Annotated in this window: 16 protein-coding genes and 1 tRNA gene; 11 read left to right on the top strand and 6 right to left on the bottom strand. The window is 69.2% G+C overall.

Translation table 11 applies throughout. From position 1 onward, the window contains the following. The 3 genes from V2S04_RS07285 to V2S04_RS07275 form a co-directional block, all read right to left on the bottom strand. Complete coding sequence (locus tag V2S04_RS07285; protein ID WP_413637831.1) at nucleotides 1-306, bottom strand: hypothetical protein; 306 nt, start codon at nucleotides 304-306, stop codon at nucleotides 1-3. A 64-nt stretch (nucleotides 307-370) separates the two neighbouring features. Then, nucleotides 371-565, bottom strand: coding sequence for a heavy-metal-associated domain-containing protein (locus V2S04_RS07280; RefSeq protein ID WP_413638118.1), 195 nt, complete (start codon nucleotides 563-565; stop codon nucleotides 371-373). A gap of 165 nt (nucleotides 566-730) precedes the next feature. Then, nucleotides 731-1,012: a metal-sensitive transcriptional regulator gene (locus V2S04_RS07275; RefSeq protein WP_413638117.1), complete on the bottom strand. Its 282-nt coding sequence runs from the start codon at nucleotides 1,010-1,012 to the stop codon at nucleotides 731-733. A gap of 116 nt (nucleotides 1,013-1,128) precedes the next feature. Here V2S04_RS07275 and V2S04_RS07270 point away from each other — a divergent pair, with 116 nt between their 5' ends. From V2S04_RS07270 to V2S04_RS07220, 11 genes are all read left to right on the top strand, one after another. Next, a complete protein-coding gene (locus tag V2S04_RS07270; protein ID WP_413637829.1) occupies nucleotides 1,129-1,527 on the top strand; it encodes a four-helix bundle copper-binding protein in 399 nt (132 codons plus the stop codon). A gap of 131 nt (nucleotides 1,528-1,658) precedes the next feature. Further along, nucleotides 1,659-2,276 (top strand): DUF305 domain-containing protein, encoded by a 618-nt coding sequence (locus V2S04_RS07265; protein ID WP_413637828.1) that lies wholly within the window; start codon nucleotides 1,659-1,661, stop codon nucleotides 2,274-2,276. Between the two features lie 1,026 nt (nucleotides 2,277-3,302). Next, a complete protein-coding gene (locus tag V2S04_RS07260; protein ID WP_413637827.1) occupies nucleotides 3,303-3,503 on the top strand; it encodes a multidrug transporter in 201 nt (66 codons plus the stop codon). 192 nt (nucleotides 3,504-3,695) lie between these two features. Further along, nucleotides 3,696-5,315: a sodium-dependent transporter gene (locus V2S04_RS07255; RefSeq protein WP_413637825.1), complete on the top strand. Its 1,620-nt coding sequence runs from the start codon at nucleotides 3,696-3,698 to the stop codon at nucleotides 5,313-5,315. After that, nucleotides 5,312-5,446: a methionine/alanine import family NSS transporter small subunit gene (locus V2S04_RS07250; RefSeq protein ID WP_099194994.1), complete on the top strand. Its 135-nt coding sequence runs from the start codon at nucleotides 5,312-5,314 to the stop codon at nucleotides 5,444-5,446. Before V2S04_RS07255 ends, V2S04_RS07250 begins: the two co-directional genes overlap by 4 nt. Nucleotides 5,447-5,553: 107 nt before the next feature. After that, nucleotides 5,554-6,213 (top strand): GntR family transcriptional regulator, encoded by a 660-nt coding sequence (locus V2S04_RS07245; RefSeq protein WP_413637823.1) that lies wholly within the window; start codon nucleotides 5,554-5,556, stop codon nucleotides 6,211-6,213. A 54-nt stretch (nucleotides 6,214-6,267) separates the two neighbouring features. Continuing rightward, nucleotides 6,268-6,900 (top strand): asparagine synthase, encoded by a 633-nt coding sequence (locus V2S04_RS07240; RefSeq protein WP_413637821.1) that lies wholly within the window; start codon nucleotides 6,268-6,270, stop codon nucleotides 6,898-6,900. A 73-nt stretch (nucleotides 6,901-6,973) separates the two neighbouring features. After that, a tRNA-Arg gene (locus V2S04_RS07235) sits at nucleotides 6,974-7,046 on the top strand. Between the two features lie 135 nt (nucleotides 7,047-7,181). Continuing rightward, nucleotides 7,182-8,678, top strand: coding sequence for an L-serine ammonia-lyase, iron-sulfur-dependent, subunit alpha (locus tag V2S04_RS07230; protein WP_413637819.1), 1,497 nt, complete (start codon nucleotides 7,182-7,184; stop codon nucleotides 8,676-8,678). 43 nt (nucleotides 8,679-8,721) lie between these two features. After that, nucleotides 8,722-9,480 (top strand): ABC transporter ATP-binding protein, encoded by a 759-nt coding sequence (locus tag V2S04_RS07225; protein ID WP_413637818.1) that lies wholly within the window; start codon nucleotides 8,722-8,724, stop codon nucleotides 9,478-9,480. Next, nucleotides 9,477-10,211, top strand: a complete 735-nt coding sequence (locus V2S04_RS07220; protein ID WP_413637817.1) for an ABC transporter permease — start codon at nucleotides 9,477-9,479, stop codon at nucleotides 10,209-10,211. The genes V2S04_RS07225 and V2S04_RS07220 overlap by 4 nt, the downstream gene beginning before the upstream one ends. 16 nt (nucleotides 10,212-10,227) lie before the next feature. On the opposite strand, the gene hrpB is transcribed toward V2S04_RS07220, so the two are convergent. The 3 genes from hrpB to V2S04_RS07205 form a co-directional block, all read right to left on the bottom strand. Continuing rightward, nucleotides 10,228-12,783, bottom strand: coding sequence for an ATP-dependent helicase HrpB (hrpB, locus tag V2S04_RS07215; protein ID WP_413637816.1), 2,556 nt, complete (start codon nucleotides 12,781-12,783; stop codon nucleotides 10,228-10,230). A 310-nt stretch (nucleotides 12,784-13,093) separates the two neighbouring features. After that, nucleotides 13,094-14,713, bottom strand: coding sequence for an SPFH domain-containing protein (locus tag V2S04_RS07210; RefSeq protein ID WP_413637815.1), 1,620 nt, complete (start codon nucleotides 14,711-14,713; stop codon nucleotides 13,094-13,096). A 57-nt stretch (nucleotides 14,714-14,770) separates the two neighbouring features. Continuing rightward, the gene (locus V2S04_RS07205) at nucleotides 14,771-15,199 is read right to left on the bottom strand and encodes a MarR family winged helix-turn-helix transcriptional regulator (RefSeq protein WP_099195000.1); all 429 of its coding nucleotides are present in this window, start codon (nucleotides 15,197-15,199) and stop codon (nucleotides 14,771-14,773) included. Nucleotides 15,200-15,362 lie beyond the last annotated feature (163 nt).

The following is a 15,362-nucleotide window of genomic DNA, read 5'->3' as shown; positions in this document are numbered from 1 at the left end:
TCAGAACAACCGGCGGAACTGCCCCACATGGTCCCCGTGCCCACCACGACCGGTGTGCCCACCACGGCCAGCGTGGCCGCCCGGAGCGGTGTCTCCCTCGTGGCCGGTCATGCTGTGCTCCGACAAGTGATGTCCGGTGTGGGTGCTGTGCGCACCATGCGCGCTGTGCCGGTCGTGGTCATATCCGCCGTGCGGGTCGCCGTGCTCGGGCTCGATGGCGACGGTCTCGCGCATCCCCTCCGCGGTTTGCTCGTCGTCGCCGTGACCCGAAGCGTGGTGGTGCTCGTGGTGCTCGTGCTGGCTCATCGGAGCCTCCCTATGCCGTGCGATGCGTTGATGGCGGTGATGGGCGGCACTTCGCCCGGATGAGTCAGGCCGGTGCGTCCGCGACCGTGTACCCGGCCTCGTGGCCGGCAGCCCGCACCGCGTCGAGGTGCAGCGGGGTGCTGTGGTGGATGGTGACCGTCGGGGTTCCCCCGACGTTCAGGTCGGCGCTTACCTGCTCGACACCCTCGAGCGCGCTCAGCTCCTCCGTGAGACTGTTCACGCAATGCCCGCACGACATCCCCTCGACGAGGATCTGCGTGTACTCAACGAGCGCTGTCGAGGGTACTGCCGTGTCGTGCTGGGCGCCATCGGGGGCGGCGCAGCAGCTGCAGCCAGGGTTGGTTTCCTTCAGTCCCAGTTCGACTCGTCGGATCGTCATCATGGGTTCCTCTCTTCGGGTTGGTCAGGAGCGCACGAGCCGGGCGATCGCGGCGTTCGCTTCACGGATCTTCTCCTCCGCCACCGGGCCACCCTGCGCGGTCGCCTCGGCGACGCAGTGGCGGAGGTGATCGCCCAGCAACGACAGTGCGACCGCTTCCAGCGCCTTCGTGGTCGCGGACACCTGAGTGAGGATGTCGATGCAGTACTCGTTGTTCTCCACCATCCGGGCGATACCGTGCACCTGACCCTCAGCCCGACGCAGCCGCTTCAGCAACGCATTCTTGTTGTCCGCATACCCATACATGGACGTCATACTATACCCCTCAGGGGTATAGCAACCCCCTTCAGTGATCCCTCTTCCGCGTCGTAGCGTCGCCCGCGCCGGGGAGGGTCCCGGCGGAAGGGAAACCGCCATGACTGTTGCAGATCAGATGCTCGCCACCCATTCGAGGGTCGGCTACGCCGCCCGCGCAGGACACGCTCCTACGCTGCATCGACGCATGTACCGAGTGCGAGCAGGCATGCACCGCCTGCTCTGATGCCTGTCTCCGGGAAGACATGGTCGCCGAGCTCGTCGCGTGCATCCGCAAGAACGCCGACTGCGCCGACATCTGCGCCGTCACCAGCGCAGTGCTCACCCGGCAGACCGCGCCCGACATCGCAACCATCCGCACACTCCTCGAAGCCTGCCGCACGGCGTGCGCGTCCTGCGCCGCCGAGTGCGAACAGCACGCCGAGATGCACGAGCACTGCCGCGTATGCGCCGAGTCCTACCGCCGTTGCGAGCAGGCCTGCACCGATCTGCTCGCCGCGCTCTGAGTCCCGGCAGAACCCGCGACACACAGCACCGCGCAATCACCCGATCACGACGCGGTGAGGTGACGAAGCGCGGAAGTACCGAACATCGCCGCCCGTCACCCGACCTATCCCAACCCGCACCAGGAGACGTCATGACCTCGAACGAGCGCCACGCACCCAAGCACGAAGCCGACGGCGAACACGGTCGGAAGGGCGAGCAGGGTCACCCCAAGCCCTGGAAGATGTACCTGCGGTTCGCGGCGATGATCCTCACCGGGATGGTCGTCATGTACTGGGTCATGTTCGTCGGCTCCTGGGAATGGAGCCACGTCCGCTTCAGCGAGAGCCGTGTCTTCATGGCTCTCACGATGGGCGGCACCATGGGGCTGGTCATGCTGGCCTGGATGCTCAACATGTACAAGAACGTCAAGGCCAACATCGCCGTCGTCGCCGCCAGCGTCCTCCTCATCGCCGGCGGAGTCGCACTGGACCGCAGCCAGATCACCGTCGACGACACCGCCTGGATGAGCGCGATGATCCCCCACCACTCCCTCGCCATCACCCGCTCCGAACGCGCCCAGATCCAGGACATCCGCGTCTGCGAACTGGCCGCCGAGATCAGCAAGGCCCAGCGCAACGAGATCCTCGAAATGGACTGGCTCATCGACGACATCGAGAAGAGCGGCGTCGCCACGACACCCGAAGAAGCGGAAGCCCGTCCCGCTCCCGCCTTCGACCAAACCGCGCAACGCGAGTGCCCCGCAGAATGAACGACTACGAGCGGCAACACCGTCATGGATCATGACCTCATGCGCGAGGGGCGGTGCTGCATCCGGGGCACCGCCCCTCAAGACAACTATCGTGTCGATTCTGTTCACGCCAAAGGGTTGGACCGATAACGACCGCACTGGGACAGCGCTGATCCTGATCGGCATGCCCGGCATCGAAAAGCGATTCGCACACTACCCGCTGCTCTACAAGCACCCGGGAAGAAGGAACCTCTACATCGCGTTGGCGGGCCCATGGGTGCCCGACGAGAGCGAGCTATACCCCCAGACCGAGCAGGCATCTCGCGTTTCTTCTCCGTCGATGGGACGGAGGCGAGGCGATTCGGGCCGCGATGAGGAAGCAGCAGTCCGCAGGATCTTCGGAATCACGCTCCGCGCCGCCCCGGTTCCCAGAGTTCGACACGTCCATCTCGGACTACGTCTTGCTGCCCATCCGATTCGACGGTGAGATGCCGTATATCGAGTGCGTTGATGAGTGGTTTCCTGACGACCTCGAGTGACAAGACAAGAGGTGGTGCAGCTCGGTTACTGTTCGCGACTTGCCTTCATGCCGGTCGATGGCAGGACCGAGGCTGCAGGGGTGTCATTCGGGTTCAAGTCCCGCCGCCACTCCACGCGTCGCCAAGTGTCCCAGAAGTGTCCGGAGCATCCCGAGGGTGGCGCTCTTGACGAGTTTCGCGTGTCTCCAGAGCGTGATGAGCATAAGACCGAATGGTCGAGTAGCCGCGGAAACAGAGGCTTTCCAGTCGTTCCACCCGTCCCAGCACGGCGAGCCTGTCGACCGTCTGATTGGAGCGCACCACCCTGCTAAGGTGGAGTCCCCTCACGGGGACCGAGGGTTCAAATCCCTCCGTCTCCGCTGAGAATCCGGATCTTGGGACGAAGCCTCGAGGGCCGGATTTTTCGCATAGAGCCGCCGCTTATCACGCACGCCGACGGTCGGCCAGGGTCTGCCTTCGTCGCAGATCGCACAGCATCATGCGATGCATGCAGAATAGCGAATCAGAGATGACGCACGACGAGAAGCTGCGCGATCAGTTCCTCCGCGCGGAGCATTCCACCGAGGCCGACGCTGCGCCGCGGATCGAGGTGTCGGAGCACGACGGCAATGTGCGCGTCGACATCGCCGACACCGCGGCCGTGCGCCCCGGGCCCGGCCCGGGCATGACTGAGGCCGATGAGGCCGATGAGGCCGAGCAGGCGGACTGAGGGGCGGTCCGCCCCACGCGCCTGAGGAGGGGCGCACGCGGGGCGGACCTCATCCGCACGCGTCAGCCTGCGGGAACGAGGACGCGATCGAGCTGCGCGGCACCTGACACCGGGCGGATGCCACCGCCACGATTCGATGGGCGACCGTCACGGCCCCGCTACGGCGTGACCGCCTGCGGTAACCTCGCCAGCATGGCGAATGCTACGACGCAGACCAAGAGGCGCGAGGCCTTCGGCTCGCGCAACGTCTTCATCCTGTCGGCGATCGGATCTGCGGTCGGTCTCGGCAACATCTGGCGGTTCCCCTACGTGGCATACGAAGGCGGCGGCGGCGCCTTCCTCATCCCCTACCTGTGCGCTCTGCTGACCGCGGGAATCCCGCTGCTGTTCTTCGACTACGCCATCGGCCACCGCTTCCGCGGATCGGCGCCGCTGGCCTTCCGCCGGATGAGCCGTGTGGCAGAGCCGCTCGGCTGGTGGCAGGTGCTGATCTGCGTCGTGATCGCCACGTACTACGCCGTCATCATCGCGTGGGCGGCCATGTACACCTGGTTCTCGGCGCAGATCACCTGGGGCAAGGGCAATGAGCAGAACTACTTCTTCACCGAGTTCCTGCAGATGGGCGATCTGAAGAAGGGCGTCTCGCTCGAGTTCGTGCCACAGGTCGGCATCCCGCTCATCGGCGTCTGGCTGGTCGTGATCATCATCATGGCGCTGGGTGTGAAGCGCGGCATCGGTGCCGCGAACATGATCCTCATGCCGCTGCTCACGCTGATGTTCGCGACGCTCGTCGTGCAGGCGCTCTTCCTGCCCGGCGCCGTCGACGGGCTGAACGCCTTCTTCACCCCGAACTGGGAGGCGCTGGCCGACCCCGGCGTCTGGGCATCCGCCTACGGCCACATCTTCTTCTCGCTCTCGGTGGCCTTCGGCATCATGGTCACGTACTCGTCATACCTGAAGCGCAAGACCGACCTCACCGGATCCGGTCTCGTCGTCGGCTTCGCGAACTCGGGCTTCGAGATCCTCGCCGGCATCGGCGTCTTCGCCGCCCTCGGCTTCATGGCGCAGGCGCAGGGCACCGACGTCTCCGGGGTCGCCGCCTCGGGTATCGGCCTGGCGTTCGTCGCGTTCCCGACGATCGTCTCGAACGCCACCGGAGGATCGATCATCGGCGTGCTGTTCTTCGGTGCCCTCGTGTTCGCCGGCGTCACCTCCCTCATCTCGGTGCTCGAGGTCGTCGTCGCCGCCTTGCAGGACAAGCTGGGCTGGGGCCGAGTCCGCACGACCCTCGTCGTGACGATCCCCGTCGCGCTGATCTCGATCGCCTTCTTCTCGACCACGACGGCGCTGCAGGTGCTGGATGCGACGGACGCGTTCATCAACGCGTTCGGCATCATGGCCGTGGCGCTCGTCGCGGTGATCGTCGTCGCGTGGCTGCTGCGCAAGCTGCCGGCGCTGCGCGACCACATCAACAGGCGCTCCAGCTTCCGACTCGGGTGGGTGTGGATGCTGCTGGTCGGCGCCCTCGCCCCGATCGTGCTCGGCTACCTGTTCGTCAGCGAGGTCAGAGCGAAGATCAGCGAACCGTACGAGGGCTACCCCCTGTGGTTCCTGGCGATCTTCGGCTGGGGCATGGTCATCGCGCTCATCGTGTTCGCGATCCTGCTCACGCTGCTGCCCTGGAGCCGACGTTCGCACGCCAAGCTCGACCCCGAGTACGACGAGTTCCTCGTCACGGAGCGCTACGAGCCGGACGCGGAGACGGGCAGCATCGCTCTGCACGATGACGCCGCGAAGGGAGCACGGTCATGACCCTCACCGCCATCATCATGATGATCGTCGCCATGGTCACCGTGTGGGGAGGGCTGGCTCTCGCCATCGTGAACCTCGCTCGTCACCCGGAGGCCGCAGAAGACGAGCCGACGCCGCCCGTCGAGCTCTAGTCGGCGCCGGCTCGTGACGCGGCCGACGCAGAGACGCGGGCGTCGTCCTCGGCAGGATGACATATCGGAATACTGGCCGAAACGATCGCGCGGTGGTTGAATCGAGCATGGCGATCGACAGGAGCTCTGGCCTCGAGTCAGAGCGTGTCGCCGACGCGCTGCGCGACGACATCGTGTCAGGGCGCCGCCCGCCCGGCTCTCGCCTGGTCGAACGCGACATCGCCGACGAGCTCCGCGTCTCGCGGCTGCCCGTGCGCGAGGCCATCAAGGCCCTGGTCGCCGACGGCATCGTGGTGGCCCGGCCGCGCAGCGGGGCGACCGTCCGTGAGTTCTCGCCGCAGGATCTGCAGGGCTTCGCCGAGGTGCGAGAGGCTCTCGAGACCCTTTCGTTCGTGCTGGCGGCCCAGCGAATCGACGAGGTCGGACTGGCCCTGCTCGAATCCCTCGTCAACCAGGAGGCGACGGCGGCGGCGCTCGGCGACACCGACGCCGCGCGTCAGGCATCCACCGCGTTCCACATGGCCGTCGTGCGGCTGTCCGGAAACGCGATGCTCATCGAGCTCGCCGGCTCGCTGGTCACTCGGCTGCGCTGGCTGTTCGGACAGCACGACGATCTGGCCGACATGGCAGCCACGCATCGCGAGATCCTCGATGCGATCCGCGCGCGCGACGTCGACGCCCTGCGGCGGATGATCCCCGAGCACCTGGCCGAGGGCAGGGCGGCGGCTCACGAGAAGATGTTCGGCACGTCGGCGGCGCGGGAGTGAACCACCCTCACCGCTGTCGATGGGGTGCCGGTACGCTCGATGGGGGAGGTGCTCGTGGGACGAACAGCGGATGCCATCGCCGAGGGCGTCGCGATCGCCACGGCGGCCGTTCGGCTGACCGTGAAGAACCAGATCCTCGTGGGGACGATCGCGCAGGGAGGCACCTTCGAACTCGACCACTACATGGACGAGGCTCGCGTCGCGCTGCGCGCGATGGCCGATGAGTCCGAGCAGGCGGCCGAGCATCTGACCGCATTGCGCAAGCGCGCCCGCGGTCGTCATTCCGACCCGCACGGCACCCACGACTACCGCGACCGCGATGTGCGCAACCTGCGCCGGCGCGCCAGGCAGTCCATCGGCGTGGCCGAGCATCTGAGGGCGATGGCCGAGGATCCCGAGGCGCTGCGCCGGCTCGTCGAAGAGGCGAGAGCCGCGGCCTGGGCTGACGTGCGCAGCAATCTCGATCGCCGGCTGCGGGTCGAGGGCATGCGCGCCGATCAGGATCCGGAGTACGAGCAGATGCGCGAGGCGCGGATGCAGGCACTCAAGCTCGTCGACCTGCAGGCGCTCTCGTCTGCGCAGCGCGCTCGCCGAAAGCGCGAGAAGGCAGCCGAGAAGGCCGCGGAGAAGGATGCTTCGGGCAGCGAGCGAGACGGCCTGCGCGCCCTCTGGACACGCCTAGGATGAGTCGCCCCGCCGCCGATTTCGCTTCTCGCCGGAACGTGTTGTAGGCTGTTCTTCGGCCCGCTGAGCGGGTCGTGCGCCCCTAGCTCAATGGATAGAGCATCTGACTACGGATCAGAAGGTTGGGGGTTCGAGTCCCTCGGGGCGCGCACTGTGTTGAGACAGTATTGAAACCCCCGTCGCGGAAGCGGCGGGGGTTTCGCCTTTCCTCGGGGGACGTTCCGCGACGGCGCAGCGCCAGCTCTCGCGGCCTCGAGAAGACGGGTCGGTCGTAGGCTGGAGGCGTGACTGCGTACGTCTCGGCTTTCGACCTGTTCTCCATCGGTGTGGGGCCGTCGAGCTCGCATACCGTGGGGCCGATGCGCGCCGGCGTCGACTTCGCCGATCGGCTGCGCGCTGAGGGCGTGCTCGATCGGGTCGCGCGGGTGCGCTGCGAGCTGTTCGGCTCGCTGGGGGCGACGGGGCTCGGCCACGGCACCCCGGATGCCGTGGTCGCCGGCCTGCAGGGACTGCACCCGGAGACCTGCGATCCCGCCGACGTGCGCGAACTGTGGAGCCGATGGCCCGAGGGTCGCGACCTGCTTCTGGCGGGGGAGCGGGGCATCCCGTTCGCGAAGGACGACATCGCGTTCGTGCCCCGCACGCGACTGCCCGGGCACCCCAACGCAATGACCCTGCACGCTCTCGACGCCGACGGCGCACCCGTGCTCGAGCAGACCTACTACTCCGTCGGAGGCGGTTTCATCCGCCGCGACGGCGAAGAGGCGCGTGTGGCCGCGGCTCCTCAGCCGTACCCGTACGACAGCGCCGAAGAGCTGCTCGCGCTGTGCGATGAGACCGGGATGACGATCGCCGAGATCGCACGCGCGAACGAGATGGCCGTCCGCACCGAGGAGCAGGTCGCGGCGGGGCTCGACGCGATCTGGGATGCTATGGCCTCTTGCGTCGACGCCGGCCTGCACTCCGAGGGCACGCTCCCTGGCATCCTGAAGGTCAAGCGCCGCGCCGGCGACATCCGCCAGCAGCTCGAGGCCGCCGAGGTCGAGGGGCACGCGGTGCTACCCGGCGAATGGCTCGGCGCGTTCGCCCTCGCGGTCAACGAGGAGAACGCGGCCGGCGGCCGCGTCGTCACCGCGCCCACCAACGGCGCCGCAGGCATCCTCCCCGCCGTGGCGATGTACTGGTGGCGTTTCCTCGCCGATTCGGGGCTCGGCGTCGGCAACGCCGTCACCCCGCACGGCGAACTCGTCGGCAGCGCCCTGCTCGGCTTCCGCAACGAGCAGGCGGCTCTGCCTGCCGGTGAGCCGCTCGATGAGGCCGCGGTCGCCGAGGCGAACCGCCGCCGCGGCATCCGCCGGTTCCTGCTCACCGCCACCGCGCTCGGCTCGCTGTTCAAAGCGAACGCCTCGATCTCGGGAGCCGAAGGCGGCTGCCAGGCCGAGGTCGGCTCCGCGTGCGCGATGGCGGCGGGAGGGCTGACCGCGGTGATGGGCGGCACCGTGCGGCAGATCGAGAATGCCGCCGAGATCGCGATGGAGCACCACCTCGGGCTCACCTGCGATCCGATCGGCGGGCTCGTGCAGATCCCGTGCATCGAGCGCAACGCGATCGCGGCGTCCACCGCCGTCACGGCCGCGCGGCTCGCGCTGCGCGGCGACGGTCACCACTACGTCTCGCTCGATGCCGTGGTCGAGACCATGCGCCAGACCGGGCTCGACATGTCGACGAAGTACAAGGAGACCAGCGAGGGCGGGCTCGCGGTGAACGTCATCGAGTGCTGACGATCAGTCACCCGTGACGCGTTCGCGGGTGAATAATCGACGCATGATGAGCCCTGCTGACGCCGTCGTCATCGACGGGCTGCACGTGCGGCGCGGGCACCACGAGGTGTTCGCCGGGTTGTCGCTGCGCATCCCCCGCGGGCAGGTGATCGGCCTGCTCGGGCCGTCGGGGTGCGGCAAGACCACACTGATGCGCTCGATCGTCGGGGTGCAGCGCATCCACGGCGGCACGGTGACGGTCTTCGGTGAGCAGGCCGGCTCACGTGTACTGCGGCACCGCGTCTCGTACGGCACTCAGGGCTCCGCCGTCTACGACGACCTCAGCGTCCGCGAGAACCTCCGCTATTTCGCATCCGTCCTCGGCGTCTCTCGGGCGGAGGTCACCGGTGTGATCGATCGCGTGGGACTCGCCCGGCAGGCGCAGCAGGCGGTCGCGGACCTCAGTGGGGGCCAGCAGAACCGCGTCTCGCTCGCGGTCGCGCTGCTCGGCGATCCAGAGCTCATCGTGCTCGACGAGCCGACCGTCGGCCTCGATCCGGTGCTTCGAGCCGAGCTGTGGGGGCTCTTCCGTCAGATCGCCGACACGGGCACGACCATGCTCGTCTCGAGTCATGTCATGGACGAGGCTCTGCGCTGCGACCGACTGCTGCTGATGCGGGACGGTCGCCTGATCGCCGACACCACCCCAGGGCAGCTGCTCGCCGACACCGGGCAGACCGATGCGGAGAACGCGTTCCTCACCCTGATCGAACGCGACGCCGATCGCAGGACGCGCCGCTCCCGCCGAGAGGGCGAGAGATGAGCCTGCGCCGCACCATAGCCACCGCCGGGCGCGTGCTGCATCAGCTCCGCCACGACCCTCGCTCCATCGCGCTCATGCTGATCGCGCCAAGCTTGCTCGTCGGCCTGTTCGCCTGGCTGTTCTCGGATCAGGACGGCGTCTTCGACCGGTTCGGCGGAGCGATCCTCGCGCTCTTTCCGTTCATCGTGATGTTCCTGATCACCTCGATCACCACCCTGCGCGAGCGTCGCTCCGGCACGCTCGAACGGCTGATGACGACACCGCTGGGCAAAGGCGACTTCATCATCGGCTACGCCGTGGCCTTCGGGTCGATGGCCGTCGTGCAGGCGGTCATCACGGTGAGCTTCGCCGTGTTCGTGTGCGGCCTGCAGGTCGACGGCCCGCTCTGGGCGCTCGGGCTGGTCGCCGTGGTCGACGCGCTGCTCGGCACGGCGCTCGGCCTGCTGGCCAGCGCGTTCGCGCAGACGGAGTTCCAGGCGGTGCAGTTCATGCCCGTGCTGGTGTTTCCGCAGATCATCCTGGGCGGGCTGTTCATGCCGCGCGACCAGATGCCCGACGTGCTGTACGCGATCTCGGACTGGCTGCCGCTGAGTCACGCGATCGACGCGATCCAGGCTGTCACCGGGGGCGACGAGGGCTGGGACGTCGGCTCGCCGCTGCTGGTCGTCCTGGCGTTCGCGGTCGGATGCCTGGCGCTGGCGCCGCTAACCCTGCGCCGCCGCACGGCATGATCGCGGCGCCGACGGGTCACTCCCGTGCCGCGCGGCGGGTTGTGTGCCGGGTGGGGACGGCCGCCCAGGGATCTTCGGGCCAGGGATGCTTCGGATAGCGCCCGCGCATCTCGGCCCGCACCTGTGCGTACGGGCCCGACCAGAACGAGGTGAGATCGGCCGTCACCGCGAGCGGTCGCCCGGCGGGTGACAGCAGGTGGAAGAGCACGGGCACGCGCCCGCCGACGAGCCGTGGCGTCGCGGCCCAGCCGAAGCACTCCTGCAGCTTCACCGCGACCACGGGAAGGGCGTCGACGTCGTCGAACGGGGGATAGGCGATGCGGATGCGTGAGCCGCTGGGCACCTCGAGCCGTTCCGGCGCCAGGGCGTCGAACTCGGCGGCGACCGGCCACGGCAGCAGCCGGCGCAGCGGCGACGCGAGGTCGATGCGATCCGCTGCGGTTCCGCCGGCGAGAGCGGCGAGCTCGGGATCGAGCCACTCCTCGAGGCGGGCCAGCAGCGCGTCGTCGCCGACGTCGGGCCACGGGTCGCCGAGCTCGCGGTGCAGAAGAGCCAGCCGCCTGCGCAGCTCATCGGCGGCGTCCGACCAGGTGAACACACCGAGCCCGTCGGCCCGCACGGCGCGCTGCACAGCATCCCGACCCTCCGCCTCAGACGCGCGCACCGGCACGGACGTGCGCACGATCGCCCCGATCCGCCGCTCGCGCCGGGCGCTGACGCGGCCCCCGATCAGCTGAGCTTCGACGCGATCGGTGATCAGGTGGTCGGCGGCCCGCTCGACCTGCTGCTCTGTGACGGCCGCCGCGGCGCGGATCACCGCGCCCGACCCGGCGGCGACGCGACCGGAGGCCCGGGCGACGTCGGCGACGGCCAGCCACTCGGCATCCGCGAGCGGACCGCTGATGCCCGCTCGCGTTCCGGATGCCAGCAGGAACGTGGCACCGTCGGACGAGCGCTCGACGCGCCTGGCGACCCGTTCGGGGAAGGCGAGCGCGACGACGAGTCCGGCATCGTCGGCGCGTCCGTGCGCAGAGCGATCCGACGGCACGAGGCGCAGGAGCCGATCGACCTCGCGCGCCCAGCGCTGCGCATCGGGACTGCGGCCGTGCCGCAGCGCCGACAGGGCGGACGCGATGTCGGCGTCGCGCACGCGGATGTCGCCGCCCACGAGCGCGACGACCTCGGCCGCCGTCCGCGCGCCGACCAGAGGCGCGCCGTCGCGCAGCGCCCGGGCCAGACGCGGATCGGTCGGAATGCGCGCGAGAGCCCGACCTTCGGCCGTCGCGCGCCCCGCGTCGTCGATCGCGCCGAGAGCGTGCAGCACGCCGGTCGCGTCGCGCAGGCTGTCCGCCGGCAGCGGGTCGATGAGCCTCAGGCCCGAGCCCTCCGGCGCGCCCCAGCACGCGAGCAGCAGCGCGGCGTCGGCGAGGTCGGCGGTCGCGATCTCGGGGGCGGGGCGCGCGGGGGCTGCGGCGTAGGTGCGCTCGTCGACGCAGCGCACCACCGAGCCTGGCCCCTGCCGGGTGGCGCGTCCGGCGCGCTGCACGCACGACGATCGGGATGCCGCGGTCGTCACCAGCCCGGTCATCCCGCGGGCGGCATCGCGCTGCGGCTGCCGCGCCAGGCAGCTGTCGACGACCAGGCGGACTCCCGGCACGGTCAACGATGATTCGGCGAGGGAGGTCGAGACGATGATGCGGGGCGGATCGCTCGGTCGTCGGCCGCCGATCACCGCATCCTGTGCGGCCGACGGGAGCTGTCCGTGCAGTTCGCGCACGTCGAAGTCCGTGGCGAGGTCGGAGATGCGGCGCGCGATCTCTGCGACCTCGCGCGCGCCGGGAGCGAAGACGAGGGTGTCGGCGTGCGGGTCGTCGCGGACGAGGTCGCGGGCAGCGGATGCCGCCGTGCCGGCGACGTGATCGAGGAACGAACGGGTGACGCCTCGCTCGTCGAGCCGCGGCGCCGAGCCGGGCACCCACCGCTCGGTGAGGGGATGCGCGGGAATGCGGTGGTCGACGATCGGTGCGGGTGCGGATCGGGTGCCGACCACCGACGCGACCCGTTCGGCGTCGAGGGTCGCCGACATCGCGATCAGCGTGAGGTCGTCGCGCAGCTCGCGCACCTCGCCGAGCAGCCCGATCAGCAGGTCGGTCTCGAGCGCCCGCTCGTGCACCTCGTCGATGATCACGCCGTCGACGCCGTCGAGGCCAGGGTCATCGAGCATCCGGCGCAGCAGAACGCCCGCCGTGACGAACTCGACCCGCATCCGGGCGCTCACCCGGCGCTCGCCGCGGACGGTGAAGCCGACGCGGTCGCCGAGCGACGACCCGTCCAGCTCGGCCAGGCGCCGGGCGGCGGCGCGCGCCGCGACTCGGCGCGGCTGCGTGACGATCACGCGTCCGCCCGCTCGGTTCGCCAGCAGGGGAGGGACGAGCGTGGTCTTGCCCGTGCCCGGCGGGGCGCTGATGACCAGCGCGGTGCCCGTGTCGAGGGCGTGCTCGACATCGCCGACGGCGGCCGCGAACGACAGCCCCGCGCCTATGCGGGTGAAATCGAACGGGCGGGAGGTCACGCCTCCAGTCTGCCCGCTCGATTCCGTCGGGTCGGTTAACGCACCGGCGCCTGCGGGGTCGATCGTGTACGCGTACGGGGCGAAAACCGTGCGAAAGTGACCCCGGATGGTGTGCGCGGTAGGGCTGATTCGGCCCACCGGCGCCTGCTGGGTCGATTGTGTACGCGTGCGGGGCGAAAACCGTACGAAAGCGACCGCGGATGCCGGATGCCGGATGCCGGACGCGGATGCGGAGTGCCTGGGCCGCGCGTGCGCCGGGGAGACGCGAAGAGCCGCCTCGCTGGGCGAGACGGCTCTTCGAGAGCGGCGGTTACGCGCCGGTGGCGGGCTCTGCCGAGTCGTCGAGGGTGCGCTCGACGATCGCGGTCGTCGAGCCCGGGGCAGGAGACGAGGCGGACGAGGCATCCTTCGCCTGTGCGACCCCCGTGCCGAAGCTGCGACCGACGGCCTGGCCCTGGATGATCGCGGCGAGGTCGAGTCCGGTCGCCGCGCCCACGCTGTCGAACACCGAGCGCATCGCCTTGGCGCTGTCGCCCCCGACGACGCTGGACGCACCGTCCTCGCCGGTTCCGCCGATGATCGAGACACTGCCGATCGCCGAGTAGCCCTTGGCGAACTCGGCCATCACCTGGGGCAGCACCTCGAGCACGCGCTGCGACAGGAACGCCTCCTGGTTCGAGGCGATGGCCTTCGCCTCGGCCTCGACGGCGGCGGCGCGCGCCTCACCCTCGGCGCGGATGGCCTCGGCTTCGGCGTTCGCGCGCAGGCGACGGGCTTCGGCTTCTGCCTCAGCCTGTGCGCGCAGCGCGTTGGCGTCACCGGTGGCCTTCGCCTCGGCGGCCGCAGCCTCACCGGCGGCGCGCGCCTTGTCGGCCTGCGCCTGCTGCTCCGCGATGCGGGTGCGTGCCTCGGCCTGCTTGACCTGCTCGATCGCGGCGGCCTCGGCCGCCTTCTCGCGGGTGAACAGGTCGGCCTGGGCGCGGGTCTCGGCCTCGTACCGCTGCGCGTCCGCGACGCGCTTGACGTCGGCGTCGAGCTGCGCCTGCTTGTTCTCGGCCTGCTGCTGCAGCACCGCCTGCTCGGCCTGCGCGCGAGCGAGCTGCTCGGCCTGCTCGGCCTCGGCACGTGCGCGCCCGATGCCGGCGTTGGCGTTGGCGGTGTTCGTGTCGAGCGCGGTCTGCTCGATCAGGTTCGCTTCCTGGTTGGCGATGTTCTTCTGGTTGATCGCACGGTCGGCATTCGTCTGCGAGATCTCCGCGGCCTGGCGCTTCGCCTGGATCTCGGGCGCACCCAGCGACTGGATGTAGCCGACCTTGTCGGTGATGCCCTTGATCTGGAACGAGTCGAGGATCAGACCCTGCTCGGCGAGCTCCTGCGAGACGTCGGCGGCGATCTGATCCGAGAACTTCTTGCGCTCGCGCATCAGCTCGACGACCGACAGGGTCGCGACGATGCCGCGCAGCGCGCCTTCGAGCTGCTCGGTGGTGAACTGCTCGATCGCCTTGTCCTGCGAGGCGAAGCGCTCGGCGGCCCGGCGCACGTACAGGGGATCCGAGCCGATCTTGACGATCGCGACGCCGTCGACGTTCAGGGTCACGCTGTCGAGCGACTGCGCCTCGGCGTTCAGCGACACCTGACGCGAACGCAGCGAGATGATCTCGTGGCGCTGCGTGATCGGGTTGACCAGCGACTTGCCGTTGACGATCACCGTGACGGGTGATTCGGCCATCTCCGAGCTGGTGCTGCCGTCGGCGTTGATGACAGCCCGCTGCACCTTCTGCTTGCGGCCCGAGATGACCAGCGCCTCGTCGGCGCGGGCGACCTTGATCCAGCTGCGTGCGAACAGCAGCAGGATCAGCGCGATGACGATCGCGGCGACGACCGCGATTCCGATGATGACCAGGATGCCGATTGCTCCGGCGAGTTCCATGGTGACCTTCCTTCCCCCTCATAGGTTTCAGGTCCACCCTGCCAGACTCTCCGGTCGTCAGACCCCGCGCAGCTTCTGCGTCAGCTCGAGCAGCGTCGCCAGCTCGTCGTCGTCGAGGTTCGACATCTTCTCGGCGATGGTGCGCCCGTGCACCGTCGCCAGCTGACGGAACGCCTTGGCACCGGCATCCGTCGCCGTGATCACCGCTCCGCGCCCGTCGTCGGGATCGATCGTCTTGCTGACGAGCCCTCGCGTGACCATGCGGTCGATGAGACGCGAGACGCTGGGCTGGCTGATGAGCGACTTGGCGGTGATGTCGCGCAGTCGCGAGGCCATGCCGGGGGCCCGCACGACGGTGAGCAGCACGTCGTACTCGCCCTGCGTGAGGTCGGAGCCCTCGAAGTCGACGGCCATCTCGGCGAGCAGCTGATGCTGCGCGCGGAACAGGCTCTCCCATGCCTGGAGGGCGAGCTCGCGGTCGGTCATGGTCTCAGCGTAGTGTCGCGCACCGGCCCGGGTGGGCAGCAGTAGGGCCGGTCGGAGAGGCTTCCGGCCGGCCCTTGTCCCTTGCACCAAAGAGAGTCCTGCAATCACATGCGGTGGATGCCACAGCAAACATTCACCGTGTGATGAGCATATAACGGCAAGG

This window comes from Microbacterium sp. OR21 (assembly GCF_047306785.1).
In the GTDB taxonomy this organism is placed as follows: domain Bacteria; phylum Actinomycetota; class Actinomycetes; order Actinomycetales; family Microbacteriaceae; genus Microbacterium; species Microbacterium esteraromaticum_E.
This window is presented reverse-complemented; position numbering and strand designations above follow the sequence as displayed.